Source organism: Pontibacter akesuensis, assembly GCF_001611675.1.
In the GTDB taxonomy this organism is placed as follows: Bacteria; Bacteroidota; Bacteroidia; order Cytophagales; family Hymenobacteraceae; genus Pontibacter; species Pontibacter akesuensis.
Genome location: NZ_CP014766.1, coordinates 4,142,091 through 4,168,935 on the forward strand (window position 1 = coordinate 4,142,091; position 26,845 = coordinate 4,168,935).

Here is a 26,845-nt window from a genome sequence, read left to right on the forward strand (position 1 = left end):
TTTCCTTTTATACGTCAGCTTTGTAAGCCAAACTTAGTTAAGCCAAGCGATCGGGTCCGGCGTATTGTCCTTGTCGCCTGTAATGTTGCCCTGCGAGAATACTTCGCCGCGAAGCAACAGAATACCCGCTACATGTGGAGCAGCCATAGAGGTGCCGCCGTGGCCGCTGCTGAAGCTTCCGTTTTTTGTTGTGGCTAGCACGTTCACGCCCGGAGCTGCAAAGTCGACACTGGCGCCATAATTAGAGGAGGCCCAAAGCTTATTGTAAGTGTCGATGGCTGAGATGGTATACACACCCGTTGCATCCACTCTGGCCGGTGAAGTACCAGAACAGTCAACGCCAGAGTTTCCAGCAGCTAAAGCGAATAAAATACCCTTGGCTGCCGCTGCTTTCACCGCATCATCCAGTGTAGAGGAGATGCCAGCGCCTAAGCTCAGGTTCACCACATCGCCTGGTTTGCCATACATGGCAACATAATTTACAGCTTGTACTGCCCTGGAAACGGTGCCTGCGCCGGCGTCGTCGAAAACGCGCATGGCCACGATTGTAGCATTGGCTGCTACACCGATTATGCCTGAACCGTTGTTCTTAGCAGCAATTATTCCCGCAACAGAAGTGCCATGTCCATAGCCGTCTTCAATGGAAGGTTGCCCGTAAATAAACGAAAAGCTTCTAGCTAGGTCCACATTAAGATCCGGGTGGTCTGTGTCTACGCCTGAGTCGATAACCCAAACTGTTTTGCCTGTGCCGTCGCCGTAGCCTACGCGCTCAATGTTCCAAGGCAGCGTTTCGCCGGCCATTGGGGTGATTTTAGTGTAAGCAGGCGCGGGTTCTGTAGGCGCTGGCGCAGTTGGTGCCGGCTCTGTTGGAGCGGGTTCTGTAGGTGCCGGTTCTGTCGGTGCCGGCTCTGTAGGCGCAGGTTCAGTTGGCGCAGGTTCTGTAGGCGCGGGTTCTGTTGGTGCCGGCTCTGTAGGCGCGGGTTCTGTAGGTGCCGGTTCTGAGGTCCCCGGTAAGGTCTTTTCTCTTTTTCCTCCACCTTTCTGTCCTGTTGGGTCAATAGTACCGCCCTTATTAGAGGAGGTATCTTTGTTGGCGCCCAACATCAGCACTCTGTCTTGTTCAATATAGGCTACATCAGGGTTCTTACGAAGCGATGCAAGTTGCTCGTTGCTTAGTTTTGCTGCGAAGCCATTTATGGTTCCTTCATATACCTGGCTTACCACGTCATTTTTGATGCCAGCGGTCTCCAGCGCATTCGCTCTCATTCTGGCAGCTGCCACCTGGCTTATTTTAAAGCCTTGGCTGCTGCTGTTAGACGGTACAGCGTTAGCTCCGTTTTTGAAAACCACCATATACTGCCCATCTATGAGCTGCCCATTCAAAGGAGAAACTGAGGCAAATTGTTGATCGAACTGGTTATCTGTCAGTTCTTCTTTCTGGCAGCTACTAAGGGTAACAGCAGTGGCAAGTGCCAGCAAAGACATTGATTTGGTAAAAGCGCGGTTCATAGCGAAAATCTAAATGGCTAAAAGTGTATTATAATATATGTGTAAGGTTGATAATCATGTAAAACTTCAAAGGTGCCGGGCACCCGTTGCATGCGCTGAACTTTAAACCTAACGGGTCATTTGCAATAATCTCGTGCTACAGTTTAAATATTAATAAAACACTATTATAATTATATGAGTATAAAATTTAAAAACTTAATATTTTCCGTTTTTGCACTTTCAATTACTATATAGTGTAAGACGTCGTAAATATCTAGCGATAAATTGGTTAAACCTAATGAATACTATGTGAGGTTACAATAATAAATATAAACATAAAAAGAACTTTTAAATAAAGCCCCTATGGTGGCTTCTGTACTATTGTTGCGTAAATGATATTATAAGAATAGGATTAAATTTTGTACTAAAGAAATTAGTATTAATGCTAACTTTTTATTAGTTTTACCAGTAAGCAGAGATAGTTATATTTTGCTGACAGACTATATTTAAAGCAACATGCAGTTAGTTACTTCTAACATCAGACATCTTCGCAAGCAAGCCGGGTATACTCAGGCGCAGCTGGCAGAAAAACTTGAGATAAAGCGTTCCCTGGTGGGAGCTTATGAAGAGGGGAGAGCCGAGCCGAAGCTGAGCACGCTGGTGAATGTGGCCGATCTTTTCCAAATTTCCCTGGATGATCTCATCACCCGCGATTTAATCAAAGAAGCTCCTGCCGGACCTGTAACTTCTGCGGGGAAAGCATCCGGCAGCAACATGCGTGTCCTGGCCATCACGGTGGATGACAACGAAAAGGAAAACATAGAGCTTGTGCCGTACAAAGCCAGCGCCGGTTACCTGAATGGTTATGCCGATGCGGAGTTCATTGAAGAATTGCCTCGCTTTAAATTACCGATGCTGGGTACAACGGGTACATTCAGAGCATTCGAGATCAGCGGCGACTCCATGCTGCCCATCGCCACGGGTACCGTAATAGTGGGCCGCTACGTGGATGACTGGAGCCAGATCAAAGATGGCACGCCTTGTATTGTTGTGAGCCAGAAAGAAGGCGTTGTGTTTAAGCGCATCTTCAACAAAATAAAAGATGCAGCTGTGCTGCGCCTGCATTCCGATAACCCGGTTTACTCGCCATACGAGGTGCACGTGGAGGATATCGTGGAGATATGGGAGGCTAAATCCTACATTAGCTCTACTTTCCCGATTGCGGACCTTTCCCTTGACAAACTCTCCAGCATTGTGCTGGACCTGCAGAAAGAGGTACAGAAACTGAAGAAGGCAGATTGATCAATTGACTTTTAAAGGAACCCTGATACGGTGTGGAATGCAACGTATCAGGGTTTTTTATGCGCTGTTGGCTCCATATTGTCTATTGGTTAACAAGAACGCTATATATCCGTAAAGCTTTATCAGAATGTGGCACAGCCTGTGCCCTAATGTGAACCTTGCACCACAGCAACATCAAACTATGATAAAACTGATTACTGCCGCAGAACAACATCAGGCAAATGTAGGGGACTGGCTTAAGTCGCGCTACCTGTTCTCCTTTGCTGAGTATTATGATCCATCCAATGTACAGTTTGGACCTTTGCGCGTTTTTAACCACGACTTTGTGGGAGCTGGCAAAGGGTTCCCTTCGCACCCGCACACAGAGATGGAGGTAGTCTCGGTGGTGCTGAATGGCGAACTGACGCACAAAGACAGCTTGGGCAACGAAACAAAACTAGGTGCCGGACAGGTGCAGCGCATGACAGCCGGAACCGGTCTGAAGCACTCTGAAACTAACAACACTGAGGGGGAGGTGGAGCTGCTGCAATTCTGGTTTCTACCGAACAAGCCTGGTGTAGCACCGGCTTATGAATCCATGAACATCGACTTTCTAGATGCGAAAGATAAATTTGTGCCGCTGGTTACCGGCCAGAAAGTGCTGGAGAATGTTCCTTTCATGAACTCCAACTCCACGGTTTACTATGGCAACCTGTCGCAGGGACAGAACCTGGATTTTAAAACATTCAAAATTCGCAAGACGCTTTTATATGTTTTGAGTGGAAGCTTGTTGATCAACAATGTGGAGGTGGACCAGTATGACCAGGTACGGTTGGAAGATTTGGACGTAGTGGCTCTGCATGCAACCGGCGCTGCTACATTTATACTAGTGGATGTCCCTGCAACTGAAGTGAATTATTAACTGTTGCGTTCAAACGTGCAGCTTCATCAAGTTGTTTGTTTGCAACGCTAGTAACACTGATACATGAGCCTATGGTGTAGTTCGCACCACAGGCTAACTCTATACATCTATACAAAAGGCAGAGAGCCACCCTCTATCGGGTGGCTCTCTGCCTTTTGTATAGAAGCAGGTCAATCACTCTTAAGTGACAGGACAGGATTGGCTAGGGCTGCCTGTATGGCTTTCGCGCTCATCGTAATCAGGGCTATCAGCAGTGTGGCGACACCGGCAAGTATAAACGGCCAGTATTCTATGGCGATCCGGTAAGTGTAGTCCTGCAGCCACAGATCCATCAGGTAATACGAAACAGGAACCGCCAGCACAAATGCGATCAGCACGAGATTAATGAACTCTTTAGAGAAAAGTATGGCAATGTTCGCAACGGAAGCGCCCATTACCTTGCGGATGCCAACTTCTTTGGTGCGTTGTGCAGCCATAAAAGCAACCAAGCCATAGAGGCCGAGGCAGCCAATAAAGATGGCAATGATGGAGAAAATCTTAAACAGCGTATTCTGCCGTGCCTCTTCATCGTAAAACGCCGCGATGCTCTCATCCAGAAATTCATAGCTGAACACATCGGCCGGATACACAGTTTCCCATACTTGCTCCAGGTGCTTCAAAGCTTCCTGCTTTTGCCCCATGTCTATTTTGGCCGAAAGCGTGGTATAATCACCAGGGTTGGCCGTGAGCAGCAGCGGCTCAATCTCGATTTGAAGCGGCCCCTGGTGAAAGTCTGACACAACGCCAGCGATAGGCCCTGAGATTTCGCCACCTCCAAGCGAAATGTTCTTCCCGATGGCCTCCTCAGGACTCTCAAGACCCAGCCGGCGACGCAAGGTATCGTTGATCACCATGTAATGAATGGAGTCACTTATGGTATACTTGCCCCCAGCCAGGAACTTCATGTCAAACAACTCAAAGAAGTGCATGTCCACAAACTTCTTCTGGATCTGGAAGTCCACATCGTTTGCAGCATGGTTGAAGTAAAAATTGCCGTAGCTGTTGTTCATGGAAGAGGGCGCATCCGAAGCAAAGCTGATCTCCCGGATAGCCGGGTTGTTTAGCAATTCCTGACGCAGGGGCTGAATCTTCAGGCCAGCCTCCCGTGGCAATGTTACCAGCACCACCGCCTCCTTGTCAAAGCCAAGCGCTTTGTTCCGGAAGTATGACATTTGCTCGTTTACCAGAAAGGTGCAGATAATAAGCACCTGGCAGATGGTGAATTGCAGCACCACCAATACCTGCCTGATGGAGACGTCGCCAAACTTCTGCATGCTTACCTTGCTTTTCAGCGCGGTGATGGGTTGGAAACTGGAAAGTATAAAAGCAGGGTAGAAGCCGGCAAACAGCGTAACCACCAGCGTTTGCACCACCAGAAAGAGCAGCAGCACCGGATCCTGCAGCAGGTTAAAGCTAATTTTCAGGTCGAGCAGCTCGTTGAGGTACGGAAGCGCCAACTCTGAAAGTATAACCGAAAGAAAGGAAGCAAAGAAGACGATAAAGAACGTTTCGCACAGAAACTGGAAAACGATCTGCCATTTACTGCTTCCCAGCACTTTGCGTACGCCAACTTCCCTGGCTCGTTTGATCGCCTGCGCCGTGGCCAGGTTTATAAAGTTTATACAGGCAGTAAGCAGCAGCACCACTCCTACAATAGCCATCGCCACAATCATCTCGCGGGAGATAGGGGTTTGGGCAAATCCACCGTAAAACTTCGGGTTGTAATGAATGTCGTTCAGGGGCTGCAGCAGGTATTGCTGCGATCGCCTGGCCTTCTCCTCTGTGCTAAACTGCTGCACAAAATCATTCAATCTAACTTCGGCCGTTGCCGCCGACACTTTTTCGGGCAGCACAACAAATGTCTGGTGGTTGCTGGAAAGGTTACCCCAATCAGTCGGAAAGCTTGGCCGCACCGTCTCGAGGGACACCAGCAGCTGGAACGGAAATTCTGTGTTGCCCGGCATGTCCGGCATCACACTTACAACCTTCAGGTTATACTCATTATTATACTTGATAATGCTGCCCACGGCATCCCCATCCGGGAAAAATTTATCGGCGAGTGTTTGGGAGAGCACCACCACGTTCGGATCCTTGAAATAGGGCGCCACGTTTACCGGGCCTGTGTCGAAATCAAAGACATCAAAGAAAGCAGCGTCTACAAAACCAATGTTCTCCTCTATCAGAAACTTTCGTGCCGGCGCACCATTAGCCGCCGGAATGTTTATCTGCGCACCCACGTCGCCATAAATTTGGGTAATGTGCTCAAACCCTAGGTTTCCGTTGCTGCGCAGGTAGGCAGGCAGCGGGAAGTGAGAGGCAGGGGTGTTGAAATCAATTTTTGTGAACGAGACGTTGAGGCGGTAAATCCTATCGGCTTTGCTGTGGAAGGTATCGTAGCTCAACTGGTACTGAATTACCAGAAATAGCAGCAAGCTACATGTAATGCCAAGGGCAAGCCCCGCAATGTTCAGCAGTGAGTAGCTTTTGTTGCGCAGCAGCGAACGGAAAGCAGTAAGGAAATACATCTTCATCATAGTTCAGCAGAATGAGTCTGGGAAAGCCGTTTTGTTAGCCACCTTATCTGGTAGCATTCTGTCTTGCATTTGCCATTGCTGTGCCAAATCCATAAAACTGCTTTAGGTGCCACTACAGTAAGGTAGACTTTGTTTGGTTGTCCACGTGCGGACATAAAGTGTCCACGTGTGGACATAGGGAAACTTCCATATCACGCTTCTTTCGCTTATATTAGGTACAGCAATTACTGGCACACTATTTCTACACCAGTATCCGAACCGCAAATAAACCTTTCCTATGGAAGAACAAAAACTGGGACGCATCCTGGTGATCGATGATAACGAGGACGTACTGTTTTCTGCCAAAATGCTTTTGCGCAAGCACGCAAAGGAAGTGGTGATGGAGAAGAACCCAAAGAAAATTCCTTTTCTGCTGTCAAACGATCAGTTCGACCTGATTTTGCTCGACATGAATTTTAGCCAGGATATTACCAGCGGCCAGGAAGGTTTTTACTGGCTGCGCGAGGTACTTGCCTATGATCCGTCGGCGGTGGTGGTGATGATTACAGCGTATGGTGATGTGGAAATGGCGGTAAAGGCGCTGAAGGAAGGGGCCACCGATTTTGTGCTGAAGCCCTGGCAAAACGAAAAACTGCTGGCTACTTTATCGGCGGCAGCCAAATTGCGCAATTCGTACCAGGAAGTAAACCGCCTGCGGGAGGTGAACCGCACGTTAAGCACCCAACTGAACACAGGAAAAAGCATCATACTGGGCGAAAGCAAACCCATGCGGCAGCTTTTTTCGGTTATAGACAAAGTAGCAAAAACAGATGCCGATATTCTGTTGCTCGGTGAAAACGGAACCGGAAAAGAAGTAATTGCCCGCACCATACATGAGCGTTCTTCCCGGGCCGATAAGGTTTTCGTGACGGTGGACATGGGGGCCGTGACAGAATCGCTGTTCGAAAGTGAGCTGTTCGGCCATAAGAAAGGCGCTTTCACGGATGCCAAAGAGGATAGAATTGGCAGGATTGAGGCAGCGAACGGAGGAACGCTTTTCTTGGACGAGATTGGTAATCTTTCCCCGGCCATGCAGGCCAAGCTGCTTACGGTGCTGCAGCGTAGGGAAGTGATTCGCGTGGGCACCAACACGCCTCTTCCGGTAAACGTGCGGCTACTTTGCGCCACCAACATGCCCCTGAAGGAGATGGTGCAACGCAATGAGTTTCGCCAGGATTTGCTGTACCGCATCAATACGGTTGAACTCAATCTGCCGCCCCTTCGCCAGCGCCTCGACGACCTGCCGCTGTTTGCCACGCATTTCCTAGAGTTGTACGCTCACAAGTATAAGCAGCCGGTAAAGCGCCTGGGCAGCACAGGACTGAAGCGCCTGGAGCAATACTCCTGGCCGGGCAATGTGCGTGAGTTGCAGCATGCCCTCGAACGTGCCTCCATCATGAGCGACAACCGGGAACTGGAAGCCGAAGATTTCTTCTTTCTACCTGCCGAATCAGCCACCCCAGCGCCAGCCGATGCGCCGCAAAGCCTGGATCTGGACAACCTGGAGCGGGAAACGGTGCAGCGTGCCCTGCAGAAGCATGACGGCAATATTTCGAAGGCCGCCAAAGAGCTTGGCCTTTCGCGTGGGGCGCTGTACCGCAGATTAGAGAAGTATGCGCTTTAAGCACTACAAGCTACAGCTGTTGCTGCGCGTCCTGCTGTTGGCGCTTACCGTTTATTTTATTGCGCGCATCGGACTAAACCAAGCCTACTACGGTACGCTGCTGGGGCTGGGGCTGCTGTTCCTGCTGCAGGTCTGGTTGTTGATCCGGTACATGGAGCACACGTCACGTTTGTACCTTCGGTTTTTGAACTCTATTAAGTACGATGATTTTACAGAGCAATTCAGCCTTTCGGGCGACGGGAAAACGATGCATGAAATTGCGCAGCGCCTGAATGAAGTGACAAACAAGTTTCGGGAGGTGCGAACCGAGAAGGAGGCGCAGCTGCATTATTACGAAATGATCTTTCAGCACATCGGCACGGGAATCCTCACATACAAACCCGACGGAAGCATACTGCTGCTGAACAATGCCGCTAAGAAACTACTGAAGATTGGGCAGCTGGCGCACGTACAGGAGCTTGAAAGCCTCAGCCCCGAACTGGCGCTGGGCCTACAGCAACTCGAGAACGGCGATAAAGTGCTGGTGCCGTTGCGGCAGTCGGGCGAGCAGGCAACCATAGCGGTACATGTTATGGAGCTTTCCGTGTTGGGCGATAAGGTGCGGCTGGCTTCGCTGCAGAACATACAGCGGGAGCTGGAGGAGAAGGAGATGGAGGCATGGAGTAACCTGATCAAAGTACTTACCCATGAGATCATGAATTCCGTAACGCCCATTTCTTCCCTGTCAGCGAGCGCGTACGAAGAAATCAGCAGCTACACCGACACGGCCCTCGAAGAAATTACCCTGCTGCGCGAAGAGCTGCAGGAGGTGGGCCAGTGCCTGCATACCATCAGCCGCCGCTCCGAGGGGCTGATCCATTTTGTGAGCGACTTCCGCAACCTCACTACTATTTCAGTACCCAAAATTACGCAGTTCAATGTGACGGAGCTGCTGCAGGAAATCAGATTACTGCTTCGGGAACAGCTGGCGCAGAAGCAGGTGCAGCTGGAGGTGCAGTATCCGCACCAGCACATGCTGCTTAGTGCCGACCGCAGTATGGTGGAGCAGGTGCTCATCAACCTAACCAAAAATGCCATGGAGGCGGTGCAGGACCAACCAAAGCCAAAAATCAGCCTAAGCGCTTCCCTCGACCAGCGCAGCCGCATCACCATTGCCGTTTCTGATAACGGGCAGGGGATGACAGAGGAGGCGATGGAGAAGATATTCATTCCATTTTACTCGACCAAAAAGTCCGGCTCTGGCATAGGGCTTAGCTTGTCGCGCCAGATGATGCGCCTCCACAAGGGCACCATCTCGGTGCAGTCGGAATTGGGGCGGGGTACTACTTTTCTGCTGAGGTTTTAGTGGCGCAAGTATAAACACAACCTTCTGGCCGTTCTGCCTTATACTATAGCAGCATCCAAAAAAGAAAAGCAGATGAGCGGAAATGAATTAGAGGGATTAGTGTCTGTCAGCGCAAACAGTGCGACACCCATGGTAGCGCGGGTGAAAGCCGGAGGCCAGGAAATGACTATTGATGAAACAGGGGTTGCGCAGGGGGTGAAACTTGGTCCCGATCCGTACGATTACATCCTGGCTTCGCTGGGTGCCTGCACTGTTATCACTTTGCACATGTATGCGCAGCGGAAGGGCTGGCCTCTGGAAAAGGCGGAGGTAAGCCTGCGGCACGACCGCGTACACCCCAACGACTGCCTGAACTGTGCTGATGAGAATGCAAAACTGGACCGCATCACCAAAAAGCTGTGGCTGATAGGCGACCTCACACCTGAACAACGGGTTCGGTTAGAGAAAATATCGAGTAAGTGCCCCATCCAAAAAACGCTGGAAGCAGGCATCTCCGTGCAAACCGTGTTGGAAGTAAGTTAAGTTGATTCTGTTAAGTGATGCATGCCTTGCCCTGGCAAGTATAAATTCGGAAAGTGGTTTATGCTGAAACCGCTTCCAATACGTATCTGATGCGCACGCTGTGCCTGCGGCTTCTTCTATCACAAGTATAGAATCATCATACATCTACTTTAAGGGAGCGCCCAGAGCAGGGGTCTCCGTCAAGCGGCCTTCGATCAGGGCAACTTAAAGCGCCTGATGCTACTTCAGCATGTAGGCAGCAGGGGAGATTTTTGTTATATTCGTTCCGTAATCAAGAAGGCATCATTCCTTTGCCTCCCAACTCCATGTTTAAAAGAAAACTTTATACTTACCTTACCGCGACTATGCTTGCCACCGGTATGGTGGCCTGCGTACCACTTGAGCAGCAGGTGCAAAGCAGCGGCGGTTCAGCCCAAACAGCCCTGCGCTACGAGGATTACGTGTACGATGAAAGCGTCAACTCGGTGCAGGCGTATGTGGCCACAGGCTTTGACGAAGAGGTGCTGGAGCCGCCGGTGGTGCCATTGAGCCAGCGTGCACCCATCATAATTGAGTTTGATAGGCTGAACACCGGCACCTCGAGGCTTATAGCCAGGATTATTCACTGCGATGCGAACTGGACCCCCTCGACTTTGAATGATACTCAGTTTCTAAATGAGTTTAACGAGTTCTTTGTAACCGATGCCCAAATTTCGGTGAACACGCGCATTCCGTACGTGCATTATACGTTCCAGGTGCCCCGCGTCAAAATCAGTGGTAACTACCTGCTGGTGGTGCAGGAAGAAGGAGGCAGGCCATTGCTGTCGCAGCGATTCCTGGTATACCAGGAACTGGTGACGGTAGTAGGAAAGTTAGGCGCGCCGCTTGGCCCACAGGGACTGGAGACGCGGCAGCCTGTAGAGTTTAACGTGTTCTATGCGGATTATGAACTGGTGAACCCGGCCATGGATGTGAAGGCGGTGCTGCGGCAAAATTTCCGCTGGGACAATGCCAAGCGCCTGGCCCGGCCCACCTACATCCACGATGCGCAGCGGCGGTTGGAGTATGTCTTTTTCGATCCGAAGGAGCTGTTCAGGGGCTACAGTGAATTTCGTGCATTTGATACGCGCAGTCTGAACTTCAACGGCATCGGCGTGCAGCGCATCGACCTGCAGCAGAACCCGGTGGAGGTAACGCTGTTTCCGGAGGTAAACCGCGCCACCCAGGCCTACAGCCAGGATCCGGACATCAACGGGAAGCGAATTTTCGGGAACAAGCAGTACGGCAACGGCGATGTGAATGGGGATTATACCTGGGTTAACTTTGAGCTGAAGGTAGCTGACAAGGCACCCGGCGACGTTTACCTGATGGGCGAGTTAACCAACTGGCGCACCCTCGAAAACGCAAAGTTGAAGTATGACGTGGCGCGTGAAGTATACGCAGGCCGTATGCTGCTGAAGCAGGGGTATTACAACTACTACTATGCCTTGCAGACTGCAGCCGGCACCGATGCCAGCTACTTTGAGGGCAGCCATTTTGAAACAGACAATTCGTACGACATCCTTATTTATTACCGCCCGCCCGGATCGCGCGCAGATCTGCTGATAGGCTATGACAGGTTCTATTTTAACAGGAAGTAGCTTGCAGCAAGTATAAGTTTTCCGCTGCAGCTATACCTGGTTTGTAGAAACATATAGTTTCAGCCGCAGAAGGTAATTCCTTAGATCTGCTAAGCACGCAGCAAAACAAGTATAAAAAGAATTTCAGTTACCAATCAAACTACAATGGAAGTAAAAGACAGCAACGGAAACGTGCTCAGTGACGGCGATTCTGTACATGTTACCAGGGACCTTAAAGTAAAAGGCATGTCCACCACACTTAAGCGGGGCAACGTTATCAAGAATATCCGCCTGACGGGCAGCGAAGAAGAGGTAGAGTGCCGTGTTGGCAAAAGCCAGGTGGTACTGAAAACCATGTACCTGAAAAAGGCTTAACTTAAATGTGGTGTTGAAAGAGCCATGAAACGCTGTGAATGGTGCTAAAAGCAGAAAAGGCAGGTATAACACCTGCCTTTTCTGCCTTTATGCTGTAACTTGTTTTACACGTTAAAGCGGAAGTGCATGATGTCGCCGTCCTGCACCACGTATTCTTTGCCTTCTACGGCCATTTTACCGGCTTCTTTTATCTTTGCCTCAGAGCCATACTGCTGATAATCCGGCAGCTTGATCACCTCAGCACGGATGAAGCCTTTCTCAAAGTCGGAGTGGATTACACCGGCGGCCTGTGGCGCACGCCAGCCTTTTTCAATCGTCCAGGCGCGTACTTCTTTCGGTCCGGCAGTAAAGTAGGTAATCAGGTTCAGCAACTGGTATGATGCGCGAATGAGCTTGTTCAGGCCCGACTCTTTCAAGCCATATTCAGAAAGGAACATTTCCTTTTCTTCCGGGTCTGTCAGCTCAGCAATCTGCGCCTCAATGGATGCGGAAATCAGTACTACCTGCGCATTCTCGTCCTTCACGTGCTCTGCAAGCGCTTTGGAAAACTGGTTACCCTCAATCATGGAGTTTTCATCTACGTTGGCCGCGTAAATTACGGGCTTGGCAGTTAGCAGCTTCAGGTCTTCCACCGCCTCCAGGTCGTCCTCAGTTACATCCAGGCTGCGGGCGTTCAGGCCAGCCTCCAGGTGAGCTTTATACTTCTCCAGGCTCGCCAACTCCTTCTTCGCTTTCGCGTCGCCGGACTTAGCAGAGCGTACCACTTTTAGTATTTTCTTATCAACAGAATCCAGGTCTTTCAGCTGCAATTCAGTGTCGATGATTTCTTTGTCGGCAATAGGGTTTACCTTCCCATCTACGTGCACGATGTTCTCATCTTCAAAGCAGCGCACTACGTGAATCACGGCGTCCACTTCGCGGATGTTTGCCAGGAACTTGTTGCCGAGGCCTTCGCCTTTGCTGGCACCTTTCACCAGACCTGCAATATCCACAAACTCGATTACCGTAGGCAGCACGCGCTCAGGGTGCACCAGCTCCTCAAGTAGCTGCAGGCGCTCGTCCGGAACGGTGATCACACCCACGTTTGGCTCTATCGTGCAGAATGGATAATTGGCAGATTCTGCCTTGGCATTAGAAATTGCGTTGAACAGGGTGGACTTTCCAACATTCGGAAGCCCAACAATACCGCATCGTAGTCCCATGTATAATAAGTTGTAAATTTCAGGCCGCAAATATACGACAATTCGCGCAGCAATGCGAAGTTAACCCGCAGGAATTACGGGAAGAGGGCAGGGGGCGCCGGTTTCGTGTAGGGCACAAAGCAATAAGGCCCCTTGCGTATGCTGGGGGCCTTATCGTCTAATTTTTATATGTAGCAGCAGCGTTTTACTCCCACTTTAACTCACCGTCAAAACCAACTTCAGAAGTAGTTACCTCAGATGGTTCTGCTATTGGTGCTTCAAGTGCGGCCAATGCCTCTTCTGTCAAAAGTTCGGATTTAACGTGGTCTACCGTTCCCTGCAGCGCCTCCAGAAACTTCGCAAAGTCCTCTTTGTAAAGAAAGATTTTGTGTTTCTCGTATGAAAAGCTGTCGTCCTGCATTTTACGCTTACTCTCAGTGATGGTCACGTAGTAATCGTTTGAACGAGTTGATTTCACATCAAAGAAATACGTTCTCTTCCCGGCTCTCACTCTCTGGGAATAAATTTCTGCTTTTTCGTTGTTCTCTTCCACCGTTTTTAAACGTTAATTTCAACTTAATGAACCTAAAATTAACATATAGATCTGATATATAAAAACTTTGGAATTTAAAATTTACATAAAATAATTAGCACTATATTTGTAGTCGGACCAACTGTGTAATACTATGAACTTATGCTCAGTAGTATTGATCTTTATCCTTTCGTTTTTTAACAACGGCGCAGCCACCTACACCGCCAGCGGCAAAGCCTCCTTCTACGCCGACCGCATGCACGGCCAACGCACTGCCAGCGGTGAGCGCTACGACAAAAAGTTGTTTACTGCCGCCCACGCCACGCTTCCATTCAATACCAAAGTGCGGGTTACCAACCTCAAAAACGGCAAATCAGTTATCGTAAAAATCAATGACCGCATGGCCCGCAGCCGCTACAAGGTAATTGATGTATCCAGGGCTGCCGCCGTTGAACTGGACATGGTGCGTGATGGCATGGTAGAAGTGCAGCTGAAAGAGGTGGAGGAGACTCAACCTGCACAACAAGAAGCACCCGTTACCGTTTCAGAAGCAGATACCAGCTCCAGCAGATAAGTATGAAAAAGCCGCTTACCCTTGCCGATGTGCAGAAGTTTGAGAACATGGAATTTCTGGCGCGGCAGCTGGTAGAGGGATTTATTACGGGCCTGCATCAATCGCCGTACCATGGTTTTTCGGTGGAGTTCTCTGAGCACCGCCTCTACAACAGCGGCGAGAGCACCCGCCATATTGATTGGAAGGTATTTGCCCGCACCGATAAGCTCTTTGTGAAGCGCTACGAGGAGGAAACCAACCTGCGCTGCCACCTGCTGCTGGATGTTTCTCCTTCTATGTACTACCCACAGGAAAATAACGGTAAAATCACCTTTTCTGCACTCTGTGCCGCGGCACTGGCTACCTTGCTTCGGCGGCAGCGCGATGCAGTTGGTTTGGTTACCTTCTCTGATAAAATAGAGATTCAAACCCCCGTACGTTCTACTGCCTCGCACCTGCATACTTTGCTGCTGTTACTGCAACAGCAGCTGGATGCCAATCCCACAGCTAAAGACACGAATGTGGCGGAGGTGGTGCACCTGATCGCCCAGCAAATCCCGAAGCGCTCGTTGGTTATTCTTTTTAGCGACATGCTAAGCCGCCACGATGAAATAGAGGATGTTTTCGCTGCGCTGCAGCACCTGAAGCACCAGAACCACGAGGTGCTTCTGTTCCATGTGATGGACCGCAAAACAGAGGAGGAGTTTGATTTTGCCGAGCGACCTTACGTGTTTGTGGATGTGGAGACAGGGCAGGAGCTAAAGCTGCAACCCTCTCAGGTGCGCGAGCATTACCGCACTGCCGTGGAGAAGTATAAAAAGGACCTTGCCCTGAAATGCGGCCAGTACAAAATCGACTTCATGCCTGTTGATATAAGAGAGCCATTTGATAAGGTGCTTTATTCATACCTGGTGAAGCGGGCAAAAGGTAGGTAAGTTTTTTATTTATCAGTTATCATTTAACAATTATCATTCTTCCCTTTCTCTGTTTATTGTGCGAGGTATGGGCAAACGATGTGTTGCTTGAAGCAAAATTCTATAATAGCTGTGCATTACTGTTCAAAGCCAAGCTAATAAATGCAGGATGTACCAGGGGGGATTATTGTTAGTTGATAATTGATTATTGTAATCAGTTTCCTTCGCGGTCGTAAGCGTGCACTCGCACGTCATCCGTAGTCATGTCGCGGGTTTCGGAGCCGAATAGAATGTCATTTCCCCTGTCTGTATCATACACCAGTGTGTAGTCTTTCAGTCCGGTTACGGTAGAAGTGTCTGTTATTTTATCCTCTCCAAGTCCGCCATAAATTTTAACAGGTATACTTTCATCCACGGCTCCAGACACTGTGAAAGTGTCTTCCCCGTCGAGCCCGTGAAGTATGATTTGCTTCGTTTCACCGCGATGAAAGGTGCGTTTGTAAAGTTGCCGCGCCGGAAGTGTGTTTGTCGCTCTTCTTTCTACCGTCACTTCCACACGGGCATTTTCCAGACGCCTTACTGTAAAGATTTCTTTCATGTCCGAGCCGACTACAGTAACCTCCGCTGCCAAAAGTTTGTACACTTCAGTGGCCGCCTTGGGCAGCAGGTCGCGCCGGCTTTTCAGGTTATGGGTAATCTCTTTTCCTGCTAATGCGTAAATGGTCGGCGGCAGGCGGCGAACGGCTTGCTCAATTTTAGTATCTGTTAGTTGCTGCTGCATCTCCCGGGCAATAGTTTGCCAGTCCTGCAGCGTCAGTTCATTTAGAAAGCGGTTGTTGATGTAGGCCCCGTTGATCATGTAAGCCTTCACATCGCTGAAGTCATCATCGAACGCGTGCAGTTTGCGGGCAAAGAGTTTGCTGTTGGCGATGGAGGGAACCAGGCCGTTCTTCATGTTAAAAAACACCTGGTCCCGGTCCTTTGGAACAGGAACGTATACTGTGTCTGCACCTTTGGCTGTCACGGCCCATTCCCACTGGCCCTTGTGCCTGTCCCAGTCGCCGATGAGCAGGTCGAGCAGGCGGGCACGCGCAAAGGCGCGCTGGTTTACATGGTGCGTGTTATAGCTGAACCTTTTGCGGAGCACATCTTCGGAATCCTGAAACGCTAACACATTTCTGAAAACCGGGGTGATGTCTGCGGGCGCCTCATACTTTTCCTGGAACAAAAACACCTTTCCCCGCACCGCTTCAGCATACGCACCAAAAGAAGTGTCGGAGGCAGGAACATAGTACAGCCTAGGGTTGGAATGGTAAACACCCACTGCCTCAGACAGGGGAGGCACCACCAGCGCGCCATAGGGGTTCGCGGCGGCCGTTTGGTCGCGCAGCACATTAGCCACAAATGTTTTGCGCCAGAACGGGCTTACCACATCCACAGGGTCTTTGTCAACGGAGCGGAAGGCATAGCGGCGGCCCGTACTATCGAGCAGATCAAAGGAGGTGGTTTGGAATCCGCCACCTTTTTCCACCACCCGCAGGCCACCGTGTAGCGAGTCTAGCTTAAAGATTGGAAGCTTGACGGGTTCAGCCCAGAGAGCCCGGTTGTGGTCGCCCCAGAAAAAACGGTGAAAGCCGCTGCGATCGTAGTGGCGCCCGGCAATAACCCAGGCACTGTCCGGACCGGCAGCGGCTTTTCCCTTTAGCTCCTGCGCGGTGGCAAGGGCATCCTCCTGAAAAAACTCATTGTCCGCGCAGCTGCTCATACTTAAGCAAACCAGCAATACCAGCAATGCGCGCATCATACTTTGGGCAGTTATAGTTTAGAGTTTCACTTGTAAAGCAGGCAGTCGGGTCTATACTTCCCGCACACTACCTATTCCATTGAAGTACCCTATACTTTTAAGCTGCCGCTTTAGTTTACTTATTGTTTCGATAGAAGGCCATCAAGCCGCTGGTGGAGCTGTCGTGTTGCTCTGTTTTACCTTGCAGCAACTCTCCCTCAATGGTGCCGGCAAGCTGCTTGCCCAGTTCCACGCCCCATTGGTCAAAGCTGTAGATGTTCCAGATCACACCCTGCACAAACGTCTTGTGTTCATACATGGCTACCAGACTGCCAAGCTCAAATGGAGTCAGCTGCTTCATCATGATAGAGGTAGTCGGCTTGTTACCGGCAAATACTTTGTGCGGCAGCAGGTTCTCCAGCTCTTCACCTGTCATTCCTTTCTGCTCCAGTTCCTGGCGCACTTCATCGGCCGTTTTGCCTTTCATCAAAGCCTCGGTCTGCGCAAAGAAGTTAGAAAGCAGCAGCGCGTGGTGGTTGCCCACAGGGTTATGGCTGATGGCAGTGGCAATAAAGTCACACGGAATAAGGACGGTGCCCTGGTGGATCAGCTGAAAAAAGGAGTGTTGGCTGTTAGTGCCCGCTGCGCCCCATACCACGGGCTGGGTCTGGTAATTAACGTTGGTGCCATTGCGGTCGGTGCTTTTGCCGTTGCTCTCCATCAGCAGTTGCTGCAGGTACTCGGGCAGCAGTCGCAGGTACTGGTCGTAGGGTAAAATAGCGTGGGTCTGGCTGCCGAAAAAATTCGTATACCAGGTACTTAGCAGGGCCATCAGCACAGGTATGTTCTGCTTCATCGGAGCCTCCCGGAAGTGCTTGTCCATAGATTCGGCGCCGCGCAGCAGCTCTTCAAATTTATCATAACCCAGGGCGCAGGCGATCGAGAAGCCAATGGCAGACCAGAGCGAGAAGCGGCCGCCCACCCAATCCCAGAAGCGGAAGGCATTTTCCTCGGCTATTCCGAATTTGGTTACGGCCTCAATGTTGGTGGAAAGTGCTACGAAATGCTTTTTGATGTGTTCCCGGTCCACGGCCTTGTTCAGGAACCAACCGCGTGCCGTCTCGGCGTTTGTGATGGTTTCTTTGGTGGTAAACGTTTTGGAGGCGATGATGAAAAGCGTTGTCTCCGGGTCCAGTTTGCGGAGGGTCTCAGCGGCATCGGTTCCGTCCACGTTGGAGATGTAGTATACTTCCAGGTCAGGCTTCTGGTATTTTTTCAGCGCCTCCACTACCATTTTCGGGCCTAAGTCGGAGCCGCCAATGCCGATGTTCACCACACTGGCAATACGCTTGCCTGTATAGCCAGTCCACTCGCCGCTATGCAGTTTGTCGCAGAATTCTCTCATCTGCTGCTGTACGGCGTGTACCTCCTGCAGCGCGTTCTCCCCGTCAACCTCCAGTTGCTCATCCGAAAAGTTACGCAGGGCCGTGTGCAGCACCGCCCGATTCTCAGTAGCGTTAATCCGCTCACCACTAAACATGCTTTCTATCGCAGCCGGTACGCCAGTTTCCTTCGCCAACTCTGTCAGCAATTGCAGCGTTTCTTCTGTTATCCTGTTCTTGGACAGGTCGTAGAGCGTATCATTTAGCTTAAAAGTGAATTTCTGGAAACGCTCAGGGTCCTGGGCAAACATGTCGCGGAGATGGAGTGACTGTACTTGATTGAAGTGGCTTTGCAGCTTTTGCCATGCGTTGGTGCCGGTCGGAGAGATGTTTTTTAACATAGTGTTGTGTCCTTTGGATGTTCAGTGCGTTTGGCCTCACCTACTGTAGTTTTATACTTCGGGTTGCAGCCAGCGGCTGTGGTTGTTTCTTTTAAACGTGGTACAAGTAAATTGGCCGATGCCTTGGAAACCAAAAATAGAAAAAGCTGACCAAACTTTAACCATTCTCTCTGGCTGGGCACGAATGCCTGCCTGTTTTGGCGTTACAGGAGAGACTTCCATCCAATCTTAGTCTACTGCGTACGTATTAGTAGCAGGGGAGGAGCGAGAGAAGGCACAATACGCAAAAATTACAAATTCCCCTCCTCCATAATAGCATCTTACAAGGCTATTTAACTTGTGGCACCCATAAATACAAAGCAATGGAAGAGAAAAAGAATGAGCAGCATACTACCGGACCCAAAGGAGCATCCGCCAAAAAAGAGGCAGCCGGTGAAAAAAAAGCATACATTACGGGCGGCAAAAACCGGGCAACCCGACCTGAGCAGGGGCCTGATATACCGCCGGAAGAACGCACAGTAGGTATTCCGTAGCCGCTCCATGTAGCACAGCTCCGGAAAAACAGCAGTAGAACAGCCTGGCCCTGCCAAAGACAAGCTCATAGTAGCCGGAGCTCTGTGAAAATTATGCGTTGGGGTGGCATCTCTAACAATTCTGCACCGCCCACAATATGCGGCTTTTGATGCTGTATTTATATCAATATCTGCCTATATTTGAGCTAAGGAACAAGAGGAACTAAATTTTGCAGCCTATGGTGGCGGAAAGGCAACTTTGTTCCTGAAATCAGGTACTGTACATTGTACGCCGGTCTTGCTATATAGAAGTCCGCTGATGCGTATATATTACTCCTTATAGCGACTGCGTTCCCCAAATCTTCCCTTATACCTAAAGGATAGATAGCACGGCTGGTAAAGTTTCGAAGATTTTGCCATGCCAGGAAAACAGGTACGAATACAAAAGACAAAACTATACTGTCATGAGTGATCTGAGTAACCTAATCAAAGAAAGAAATATTAAGGCCCTTATCCTGGATATGGATGGCGTTATCACAAACACGGCTGGCTTGCATGCTGAGGCATGGAAAAGGCTCTGCGACTCCTTTTTAAAGCAGCGCGGGCAGCAGGACGGAAAGACGTATAAGCCATTCGACCTCCAGGAAGACTACCGCAACTTTGTGCACGATGTGCCCCGTTTGGATGCGATGCGTAACTTCATGGAGTCGCGCGGGATAGAGGTGCCGGAGGGCAGACCCGAAGACGATGCCGATAAGAACACCATCGTTGGGCTGGGCGAGCGCAAGGACTTTTACTTTCATGAGCTGCTGAAGCAAAACGGTGTGTTTGTGTTTGACCCTGCAGTACAGTGGGTGAAGGAGCAGCAGCAGGCAAGCATGAAAACCGCTATTGTTTCCGGTAGCCGAAATTGCCTTACCATCCTGCAGCGTGCAGGCCTGGACAGGCTGTTTGAGGTACGCGTAGACAAAGTGGTAGCCAGCCAACTTAAGCTCAACAGCAAACCCGCCCCGGATATTTATGTGGAGGCGGCGCGCCAATTGGGGGTTAGCCCAGCGGAAACCGCCGTGTTCGAAGACTCCACTGCCGGTATAGCTGGAGCCAAGGCCGGTGGGTTCGGGCTTGTGGTTGGCGTTGACCATAGCTTTAAGAAGGAGCAACTGGAAATGGATGGGGCTGACATTGTAATAAAAGGCTTCTCAGCCGAAGTGAAAGCTAAAAACGCATCCAGTATAAGCTTGTAAAGTATAACCATCCTGCCACTAAGGTATGGAAATAAAAAAAAGTAAAACAGCAAACGCCTCTTCAGTTTAAGAGGCGTTTGCTGTTTTCAGGCCGGTAGCTCTGCCGTCTTGCAGTTCAGGTGGAGCACTTGGGTTAAGGAGTATAACTGTTGGCACAAAAGAAGAGTATGTGCCTCTAAAGAAGTTTAGTCTAATTTCGGTGTTTTAGCCACCGGAAATTTTTAGAGGCAAAGCCCGCTAAGCATAAAGCAATTACTAATGGAAAACAACACCCACCGTAACATCAAACAGACAAACCCAAACGAATTACCGTCAGCGCTACCGGATGTACAGCAATTGATCGGCAATAAAAAGCCCGCTGTCTTCCTGGACTATGACGGCTGCCTAAGCCCTATCGTGAAGGACCCCGACAAGGCTATACTTACAGAGGCAATGCGGTCCACGCTCAGGCGCCTGGCCGATGTGTGCAGCGTGGCCGTGGTAAGTGGTCGCGACCGGGCAGACGTGAAAGGGCTGGTGCAACTGGAGAACCTGTACTACGCTGGCTCACACGGCTTTGATATTTCAGGACCAGGCAACCTGCACACGGAACCCGGCGGAGCCGCAGCAGCCATACCCGCACTGGATGTAGCCCAGGAGGAACTGAAGGAGCAGTTGCAGAACATAGAAGGAGCATTTGTGGAGCGTAAGCGCTACGCAATTGCCGTGCATTACCGCAATGTGCCGGAGGAGCAGGTTAGCGAGGTGCTGGAGGTCGTGCAGGAAGTTCTTGCGAAGCACCAGGAGCTTAAACCGGGACCGGGCAAAAAAATCATGGAGCTTAAGCCAAACCTCGACTGGCACAAAGGCAAAGCCGTGTTGTGGCTGATGGACAAACTGGAGCTGAACCAGCCGGATATTGTGCCGCTCTACATCGGGGATGATCTCACCGACGAGGATGCCTTTGCCACTTTACAAGGCCAGGGCGTGGGCATTATGGTAGGGGAGCACGATGCGCTGACTGCGGCAGAATATCGTTTGGAGGATGTAACGGAGGTGCAGGTTTTTTTAGAGGCACTCACCAAAGCTGTAAAACAGCAGGCATAACAAGCGACAAGTATAGGCGGAGGCTTTATACTTGTGCTGAACAAAATGAACGGCAGAAAAAAAGGCAGCGATCACTCGCTGCCTTTCCTGTTTTACCCAAGTATGGATTAAGCGTTTCGGTTGATGCAATTCAAATCCTCGAAAGCCTCTTTCAGACGGGTGATGAACGTGTCCTCACCTTTACGCAGCCACACACGCGGGTCGTAATACTTCTTGTTCGGCGCATCTTCGCCCTCAGGGTTGCCGATCTGCGACTGCAGATAATCCTTCTTGTCGGTTACGTAGTTTCGTACACCTTCCAGGAAAGCCCACTGCATATCCGTATCGATGTTCATTTTGATGGCGCCGTACTCGATCGCCTCAGTGATTTTCTCCTTTTCAGAGCCTGAGCCGCCATGGAAAACAAAGTTTACCGGGTTCGGCTGCGTGTTATACTTCTCCTGGATAAACTGCTGTGAGTTCTTCAGGATTTCAGGGCGAAGCTCCACGTTTCCTGGCTTGTACACCCCGTGCACGTTACCGAAGGCAGCGGCAATGGTAAAGCGGCTGCTGATCTTGTTCAGCTCCTCGTACGCGTAGGCTACTTCCTCAGGCTGAGTATAAAGACGGGCGCTGTCCACATCAGAGTTGTCTACGCCGTCTTCCTCGCCACCTGTTACACCAAGCTCGATTTCAACCGTCATGCCTAGCTTGTCCATACGCTTCAGGTAGCTCACGCAGGTTTCCACGTTCTCCTGGATTTCCTCTTCAGAAAGGTCCAGCATGTGCGAGCTGTATAGTGGCTTGCCGTGCTCCTTGAAGTACTGCTCACCAGCATCCAGCAAACCGTCAATCCATGGCAGCAATTTCTTGGCAGCGTGGTCGGTGTGCAGGATTACGGGTACTCCGTAAGCCTCAGCCATAATGTGCACGTGGTGTGCACCTGAAATAGCGCCTGCAATGGCAGACTTCTGCTGGTCGTTCGACAGGCCTTTGCCCGCGTAGAATTGCGCGCCGCTATTCGAAAATTGAATGATAACTGGAGAGTTTACTTCTCTTGCCGTTTCCAGCACAGCGTTGATAGAGTTTGTGCCGATAACGTTTACGGCAGGAAGGGCGAAGTTATTTTCGTTCGCATACTTGAAGAGTTCAGTCACCTCGTCTCCGTAAAGCACACCGGCTCTGAATCTTGTTTTTGTTTCGCTCACAGGTTTATCTTTTAGTTTTTTATGGGTTATTTAGGTTAATCTATAGTCTTTTCTGATGATTTTTCTGTTGGAATGAAGCAATTATCGAAAGTAAATTTACTATATATTTAGAATTAAAGAAACAGCCTGCTTTGATTCTGTTTTACAGGAAACACCGGCTGATTCTAGTTGTCTATACGGGCCATTGCACACTTTGGCGGACGCGTTCTAAAAAAACTATATACTGTTTTATGCTTCGTGGCGAAGCGTATGGAATCGTACGATTTAGTGTCTGATATCGGACACTAAACAATGCTGAAGCAGACAGAATGATAAGATTAGGCATGTATTAGATAATGGTACACTTATTGGAAACACAGCTAATGAATTTTATCACTCGCCTCCTGATCTATACTTGCCAAACAAAATAAACTATGTTTCAGCACAGCCTTCTGCTTATCTACAGAAACTTTAAACGGTTTAGAAGTACCTTCCTTATAAACCTGATCGGGCTCTCGACCGGCTTAGCCTGCACTGTGCTTATATTTCTGTGGGTAAACGATGAGCTTCGGAAAGATAAGTTCCATGAAAACGACAGGCAGTTATTTCAGGTGATGACAAACCACCATAACAGGGAAGGCGTGGTAACCTGGAAGGTAAGCCCCGGCAACCTGGGAGAGGCCCTGGCAGCAGAAATGCCAGAAGTAACGTATGCCGTCAGTTCATCAGACATCCCGGATAAATTTACTCTTTCTAACGAGGAGAAACATATTCGTGCAGCCGGTCAGTTTGTAAGCAAAGACTTTTTTAACACGTTCTCCTATGCGCTCCTGCAAGGCGACAAGAACCAGGTGCTGGCCTCAAAGAATGCCATCGTCATATCAGAGGAACTGGCCCTGAAGCTGTTCAACACCACAGAGAATTTGGTTGGTAAAACGATTAACTGGCAAATTCTGCATTTCCATAAGCCGGTCGTTATCGCAGGAGTTTTTAAAACTATACCTTCAGGTTCCTCCGAGCAGTTCGACTTTCTCCTGTCTTTCGAAGAATTCAGAGACATGCTCGGAGACGGGTTGCACTGGGATAACCACAATGCCAGAACATACCTGGTCTTAAGAGAAGGCACCGATGCCCAAAAGTTTAACCAGAAAATCGGGAGCTTCCTGAAAAGCAAAGCGCCAAACACCAATGTCACCTTGTTTGCCACTCCTTTCTCGGATTTATACTTGTATGGAAACTATGAGAATGGAGTACAGACAGGGGGCAGGATAGTGTATGTCCGGCTTTTTTCGCTAATCGCCCTTTTCATACTGCTCATCGCCTGCATTAACTTCATGAACCTTTCCACCGCCAAGGCATCGAGAAGAATAAAGGAAGTGGGCATCAAGAAAGCCATGGGAGCGAGCAGGCAATCGCTTGTGCTGCAGTACCTGGGAGAATCGCTGTTGATGTCGCTGGCCTCGCTTATTGTAGCGCTGATGCTGGTGGAGCTTTCGCTGGCACCCTTTAGCGCGCTTACCGGAAAACAACTCACGCTGCATTATGAGCCGCAGTTCGTCTTGGTTATACTTGGCATTACCTTGCTTACAGGGTTTTTGGCGGGCAGCTACCCGGCGCTTTACCTTTCTGGGTTCACGCCGGCAGCGGTTTTAAGGGGAAAACTAGACACGCTGGCGGGGGAACTGTGGGCACGAAAGGGGCTTGTGGTGTTTCAGTTTACGTTGTCCGTGATCCTCATTGTGTCTGTACTCGTGGTGTATAAGCAGAATCATTACGCACAAACCAAGAACCTGGGCTACAGCAAGGACAACGTCATCTATTTTGACGCAGAGGGGCAGGTGCAGGATAAACTGGAAACCTTTCTGGCCGAGGTGAAAAAAATACCGGGCGTGGTAAACGCATCCAGCGGTGGGAGCATCATCAGCGATTATAGTTCTACTACCGGGCTTGCCTGGCGAGGGAAGGGCAACGAAAATATCGCCTTTCAGAATGTGGTGGTCAACTACGGCATGATAGAAGTTTTGGGAATACAACTGAAAGAAGGCCGCACCTTCTCAAGGCGCTTCGCCGCAGACACAGCAAAGATCATCTTTAATGAGGCGGCTGTAAAAACCATGGCGATGAAAAACCCCGTGGGTGAAGTGGTAAACCTGTGGGGGGAGAACAGAAAAATCATAGGTGTAGTGAAAGACTTCCACTTCCAGTCACTCCATGAAGGAATAAAACCGATGTTTTTCCGACTGCAGCCACAAACTGCAATCAAGGTGATGCTGAAGATCGAAGCCGGTCGGGAAAGGGAAACGATAGCGCAGTTGCAGCAGCTTTACAAAGCCTACAACCCGGGTTTTATACTTGATTACCGGTTTCTGAATGAAGACTATCAGGAATTATATGCTGCAGAACAGCGGGTGGCAGTACTATCGCGGTACTTTGCCGGGTTGGCGGTGCTCATTTCCTGCCTTGGCTTGTTTGGCCTGGCCGCCTTCACCGCTGAAAGGAGATTAAAGGAAATAGGTATCCGCAAAGTGTTGGGTGCGAGCGAAGCCAGCATTGTGTTCCTGCTGTCCGTCGACTTCACCAAACTGGTGCTTGCAGCCATCCTGATTGCCCTGCCACTCAGTTACCTTATAGCAGATTACTGGCTCCATAACTTTGCCTACCGGATTGAATTAGCGTGGTGGTACTTTGCAGGCGCAGGCCTGCTGGCGTTGGTAATTTCCTGGTTTACGGTGGGCATGCAGGCAGTAAAAGCCTCCAGAATAAGCCCATCCCAGTGCCTCAAAGACGTTTGAGCTCCTTCAAACAATAATAAGCTCTGCTAAAGTACGATCCTACCGGGCGCTGCTTTATGCAAAAATAATCACCTTATCCTTGTGCTTGCTGCGCATGTGGTTGCGGATGATCTGCTGGATGTCCTTGTTGTCGTTGTAGCGCTGAATGGCTCCTTTGAAATCGTCGAGGCTGTGCGCCGAAAATGTTTCATCCACAAAGCCGAAGCCCAGGTAGGTGCCGTGCTCGACCACCACCACAGATTTCTCACCCGGCTCACGCCCTTTACCAATCAGCACAAAGCTGTTATGCTCGTAAGTAAAGGAATCGATCGCCTCGTCCACACGTTTGTTATACTCCTCCGGGCTTTCCTTGCCGATGCAGGCGCCATTGCATTGGTGCACCTGGAAATCAAAGCAGGCGCCGTTGGTTTTGTACAGGTCGCACAGTTTTTGGCAGAGGTTATACTTGGCCACCTTGTGAAACAGGAACCCCTTCGCTTTAAAGTGATTAGACAGTGCGATGATCGGGGTTAGGCTCTCGTTATCAGCTCTGTTGATGGTGCCATAGCTGAGGCGCTTATAGCCGTTGGCATCCTCGTGCATAAAGATGCCGGTGTTGAACACACTGCGCCGTTGCTGCCGGTTGTACTGCGGCTTCATGCGCTTTATCTCAGCTGATTCGAACAGTAGCGCCACCAGTTCGTTGCCCATCAGCTCATAAGTGATGTCGGCAATGCTGTTCTTAAAGTCAAGCGATTTGCGGCTCTTGTAGTCGATGTTAAAGTGCTGGATGATGCGCTTTTTGATATTGATGCTCTTGCCCACGTAAATCACCTCACCCGCCTCGTTGTGAAAATAATATACTCCCGGCACCATCGGCAGCGCATCCACCTGCTCTTTTTTGATGGCCGGCGGCAGCAGCGATGTTGCAATTTCTTTCTTCAGCACCAGCGTGGTATTGTCGGCAGCCATGTTCATGTTGCCATCCACCACAGGGCGGTTTATCTTGATGAGCTTGTCGAACAGCAGTGCCGTTGCCTCGGCGTCGCCAATGGCGCGGTGGCGCTGGGTTAGCGGAATATCGATGCTGTGGCACAGTTTGCCGAGGCTGTAGGAGGGAAGCCCCGGTATCAGCGATCGGCTCAGCCGCACAGTGCAAAGCGTTTTGCGCTGAAATGTGAAGCCCAGGTCGCCAAACTCCTTTTTCAGGAAAGAGTAATCAAAACGCACGTTGTGCGCCACAAACACCTTTCCCTCAGTAAACTCCACAATCTCCTTGGCGACCTCGTAAAATTTGGGCGCCTCGGTCACCATGTCGTCTTTTATACCTGTCAGTTGGGTGATAAAATAGGGAATGGGGCGCTCGGGGTTTACTAGGGTATGGTACTTGTCCACTATTTTCTCCCCGTCATGGATGAAGATGGCAATCTCGGTAATCTTATCCTGATGCGGTTGGCCCCCGGTGGTTTCAATGTCTACTATTGCGTACAAGTGGCTCTGGTTTAGTTGCTCGTTCTGCGCGCTGGCAGCGTCTGCTGCAGCCCTCTCCTCTA

Annotated in this window: 21 protein-coding genes; 13 read left to right on the plus strand and 8 right to left on the minus strand. The window is 50.1% G+C overall.

The annotated features are described in order from the left end of the window. Positions 1-33: 33 nt before the first annotated feature. Positions 34-1,509, minus strand: a complete 1,476-nt coding sequence (locus A0W33_RS17520; protein WP_068839398.1) for a S8 family serine peptidase — start codon at positions 1,507-1,509, stop codon at positions 34-36. Between the two features lie 495 nt (positions 1,510-2,004). Between A0W33_RS17520 and A0W33_RS17525 the strand changes: the two genes are divergently transcribed. Together A0W33_RS17525 and A0W33_RS17530 are read left to right on the plus strand one after the other, a co-directional pair. Next, positions 2,005-2,790, plus strand: a complete 786-nt coding sequence (locus A0W33_RS17525; protein ID WP_068839399.1) for an XRE family transcriptional regulator — start codon at positions 2,005-2,007, stop codon at positions 2,788-2,790. Positions 2,791-2,971: 181 nt separating this feature from the next. After that, positions 2,972-3,691 (plus strand): pirin family protein, encoded by a 720-nt coding sequence (locus A0W33_RS17530; protein ID WP_068839400.1) that lies wholly within the window; start codon positions 2,972-2,974, stop codon positions 3,689-3,691. Between the two features lie 170 nt (positions 3,692-3,861). Here A0W33_RS17530 and A0W33_RS17535 read toward each other — a convergent pair whose 3' ends face one another. Further along, positions 3,862-6,264 carry an FtsX-like permease family protein gene (locus tag A0W33_RS17535; RefSeq protein WP_068839401.1) on the minus strand — a complete coding sequence of 801 codons (2,403 nt, stop codon included), beginning with the start codon at positions 6,262-6,264 and terminating at the stop codon, positions 3,862-3,864. A 277-nt stretch (positions 6,265-6,541) separates the two neighbouring features. Here A0W33_RS17535 and A0W33_RS17540 point away from each other — a divergent pair, with 277 nt between their 5' ends. From A0W33_RS17540 to A0W33_RS17560, 5 genes are all read left to right on the plus strand, one after another. Continuing rightward, positions 6,542-7,927 (plus strand): sigma-54-dependent transcriptional regulator, encoded by a 1,386-nt coding sequence (locus tag A0W33_RS17540; RefSeq protein ID WP_068839402.1) that lies wholly within the window; start codon positions 6,542-6,544, stop codon positions 7,925-7,927. Next, positions 7,917-9,272 (plus strand): sensor histidine kinase, encoded by a 1,356-nt coding sequence (locus tag A0W33_RS17545; RefSeq protein ID WP_068839403.1) that lies wholly within the window; start codon positions 7,917-7,919, stop codon positions 9,270-9,272. Before A0W33_RS17540 ends, A0W33_RS17545 begins: the two co-directional genes overlap by 11 nt. Positions 9,273-9,344: 72 nt before the next feature. Further along, a complete protein-coding gene (locus tag A0W33_RS17550) occupies positions 9,345-9,794 on the plus strand; it encodes an OsmC family protein (RefSeq protein WP_068839404.1) in 450 nt (149 codons plus the stop codon). Between the two features lie 305 nt (positions 9,795-10,099). Next, the gene (locus A0W33_RS17555) at positions 10,100-11,413 is read left to right on the plus strand and encodes a type IX secretion system plug protein (protein ID WP_082815292.1); all 1,314 of its coding nucleotides are present in this window, start codon (positions 10,100-10,102) and stop codon (positions 11,411-11,413) included. A gap of 144 nt (positions 11,414-11,557) precedes the next feature. Next, the gene (locus A0W33_RS17560; RefSeq protein ID WP_068839405.1) at positions 11,558-11,767 is read left to right on the plus strand and encodes an alkylphosphonate utilization protein; all 210 of its coding nucleotides are present in this window, start codon (positions 11,558-11,560) and stop codon (positions 11,765-11,767) included. 104 nt (positions 11,768-11,871) lie between these two features. Here the strand turns inward: A0W33_RS17560 and ychF are convergent, their stop codons facing one another. Together ychF and A0W33_RS17570 are read right to left on the minus strand one after the other, a co-directional pair. Next, positions 11,872-12,969: a redox-regulated ATPase YchF gene (gene ychF / locus A0W33_RS17565; RefSeq protein ID WP_068839406.1), complete on the minus strand. Its 1,098-nt coding sequence runs from the start codon at positions 12,967-12,969 to the stop codon at positions 11,872-11,874. A 184-nt stretch (positions 12,970-13,153) separates the two neighbouring features. Then, positions 13,154-13,501 (minus strand): DUF3276 family protein, encoded by a 348-nt coding sequence (locus A0W33_RS17570; protein ID WP_068839407.1) that lies wholly within the window; start codon positions 13,499-13,501, stop codon positions 13,154-13,156. A gap of 133 nt (positions 13,502-13,634) precedes the next feature. Here A0W33_RS17570 and A0W33_RS17575 point away from each other — a divergent pair, with 133 nt between their 5' ends. After that, positions 13,635-14,054, plus strand: coding sequence for a septal ring lytic transglycosylase RlpA family protein (locus tag A0W33_RS17575; RefSeq protein ID WP_068839408.1), 420 nt, complete (start codon positions 13,635-13,637; stop codon positions 14,052-14,054). 2 nt (positions 14,055-14,056) lie between these two features. Next, entirely contained in the window at positions 14,057-14,968 is a 912-nt protein-coding gene (locus A0W33_RS17580; protein WP_068839409.1) for a DUF58 domain-containing protein, read from the plus strand. A 193-nt stretch (positions 14,969-15,161) separates the two neighbouring features. Here the strand turns inward: A0W33_RS17580 and A0W33_RS17585 are convergent, their stop codons facing one another. Next, positions 15,162-16,751 carry a hypothetical protein gene (locus A0W33_RS17585; RefSeq protein WP_068839410.1) on the minus strand — a complete coding sequence of 530 codons (1,590 nt, stop codon included), beginning with the start codon at positions 16,749-16,751 and terminating at the stop codon, positions 15,162-15,164. Between the two features lie 115 nt (positions 16,752-16,866). Beyond that, the gene (pgi, locus tag A0W33_RS17590; RefSeq protein WP_068839411.1) at positions 16,867-18,513 is read right to left on the minus strand and encodes a glucose-6-phosphate isomerase; all 1,647 of its coding nucleotides are present in this window, start codon (positions 18,511-18,513) and stop codon (positions 16,867-16,869) included. Positions 18,514-18,875: 362 nt separating this feature from the next. Between pgi and A0W33_RS20990 the strand changes: the two genes are divergently transcribed. The 3 genes from A0W33_RS20990 (at position 18,876) to otsB (ending at position 21,355) form a co-directional block, all read left to right on the plus strand. Further along, complete coding sequence (locus A0W33_RS20990; RefSeq protein ID WP_157578078.1) at positions 18,876-19,046, plus strand: hypothetical protein; 171 nt, start codon at positions 18,876-18,878, stop codon at positions 19,044-19,046. 443 nt (positions 19,047-19,489) lie between these two features. Then, positions 19,490-20,269 (plus strand): HAD-IA family hydrolase, encoded by a 780-nt coding sequence (locus A0W33_RS17595; RefSeq protein WP_082815293.1) that lies wholly within the window; start codon positions 19,490-19,492, stop codon positions 20,267-20,269. Positions 20,270-20,527: 258 nt separating this feature from the next. Beyond that, positions 20,528-21,355: a trehalose-phosphatase gene (gene otsB / locus A0W33_RS17600; protein WP_068839412.1), complete on the plus strand. Its 828-nt coding sequence runs from the start codon at positions 20,528-20,530 to the stop codon at positions 21,353-21,355. Positions 21,356-21,462: 107 nt separating this feature from the next. Here otsB and fbaA read toward each other — a convergent pair whose 3' ends face one another. Then, a complete protein-coding gene (fbaA, locus tag A0W33_RS17605) occupies positions 21,463-22,542 on the minus strand; it encodes a class II fructose-bisphosphate aldolase (protein WP_068839413.1) in 1,080 nt (359 codons plus the stop codon). Positions 22,543-22,955: 413 nt separating this feature from the next. On the opposite strand from fbaA, the gene A0W33_RS17610 reads away from it, so the two are divergent. Further along, positions 22,956-25,313 (plus strand): ABC transporter permease, encoded by a 2,358-nt coding sequence (locus tag A0W33_RS17610; RefSeq protein ID WP_068839414.1) that lies wholly within the window; start codon positions 22,956-22,958, stop codon positions 25,311-25,313. Positions 25,314-25,367: 54 nt separating this feature from the next. Here the strand turns inward: A0W33_RS17610 and A0W33_RS17615 are convergent, their stop codons facing one another. Next, positions 25,368-26,783, minus strand: coding sequence for an exonuclease domain-containing protein (locus A0W33_RS17615; protein ID WP_068840217.1), 1,416 nt, complete (start codon positions 26,781-26,783; stop codon positions 25,368-25,370). Between the last annotated feature and the right edge of the window lie 62 nt (positions 26,784-26,845).

Coding starts and splice junctions, on each gene's coding strand:
- otsB (WP_068839412.1), top strand. CDS start 20,528: ATGGAAAACAACACCCACCGTAACATCAAACAGACAAACCCAAACGAA.
- A0W33_RS17575 (WP_068839408.1), top strand. CDS start 13,635: ATGAACTTATGCTCAGTAGTATTGATCTTTATCCTTTCGTTTTTTAAC.
- A0W33_RS17550 (WP_068839404.1), top strand. CDS start 9,345: ATGAGCGGAAATGAATTAGAGGGATTAGTGTCTGTCAGCGCAAACAGT.
- A0W33_RS17580 (WP_068839409.1), top strand. CDS start 14,057: ATGAAAAAGCCGCTTACCCTTGCCGATGTGCAGAAGTTTGAGAACATG.
- A0W33_RS17545 (WP_068839403.1), top strand. CDS start 7,917: ATGCGCTTTAAGCACTACAAGCTACAGCTGTTGCTGCGCGTCCTGCTG.
- A0W33_RS17610 (WP_068839414.1), top strand. CDS start 22,956: ATGTTTCAGCACAGCCTTCTGCTTATCTACAGAAACTTTAAACGGTTT.
- ychF (WP_068839406.1), bottom strand. CDS start 12,969: ATGGGACTACGATGCGGTATTGTTGGGCTTCCGAATGTTGGAAAGTCC.
- A0W33_RS17530 (WP_068839400.1), top strand. CDS start 2,972: ATGATAAAACTGATTACTGCCGCAGAACAACATCAGGCAAATGTAGGG.
- A0W33_RS17595 (WP_082815293.1), top strand. CDS start 19,490: ATGAGTGATCTGAGTAACCTAATCAAAGAAAGAAATATTAAGGCCCTT.
- A0W33_RS17535 (WP_068839401.1), bottom strand. CDS start 6,264: ATGATGAAGATGTATTTCCTTACTGCTTTCCGTTCGCTGCTGCGCAAC.
- A0W33_RS17555 (WP_082815292.1), top strand. CDS start 10,100: ATGTTTAAAAGAAAACTTTATACTTACCTTACCGCGACTATGCTTGCC.
- A0W33_RS17520 (WP_068839398.1), bottom strand. CDS start 1,509: ATGAACCGCGCTTTTACCAAATCAATGTCTTTGCTGGCACTTGCCACT.
- A0W33_RS17540 (WP_068839402.1), top strand. CDS start 6,542: ATGGAAGAACAAAAACTGGGACGCATCCTGGTGATCGATGATAACGAG.
- A0W33_RS17525 (WP_068839399.1), top strand. CDS start 2,005: ATGCAGTTAGTTACTTCTAACATCAGACATCTTCGCAAGCAAGCCGGG.
- A0W33_RS20990 (WP_157578078.1), top strand. CDS start 18,876: ATGGAAGAGAAAAAGAATGAGCAGCATACTACCGGACCCAAAGGAGCA.
- A0W33_RS17560 (WP_068839405.1), top strand. CDS start 11,558: ATGGAAGTAAAAGACAGCAACGGAAACGTGCTCAGTGACGGCGATTCT.
- A0W33_RS17585 (WP_068839410.1), bottom strand. CDS start 16,751: ATGATGCGCGCATTGCTGGTATTGCTGGTTTGCTTAAGTATGAGCAGC.
- pgi (WP_068839411.1), bottom strand. CDS start 18,513: ATGTTAAAAAACATCTCTCCGACCGGCACCAACGCATGGCAAAAGCTG.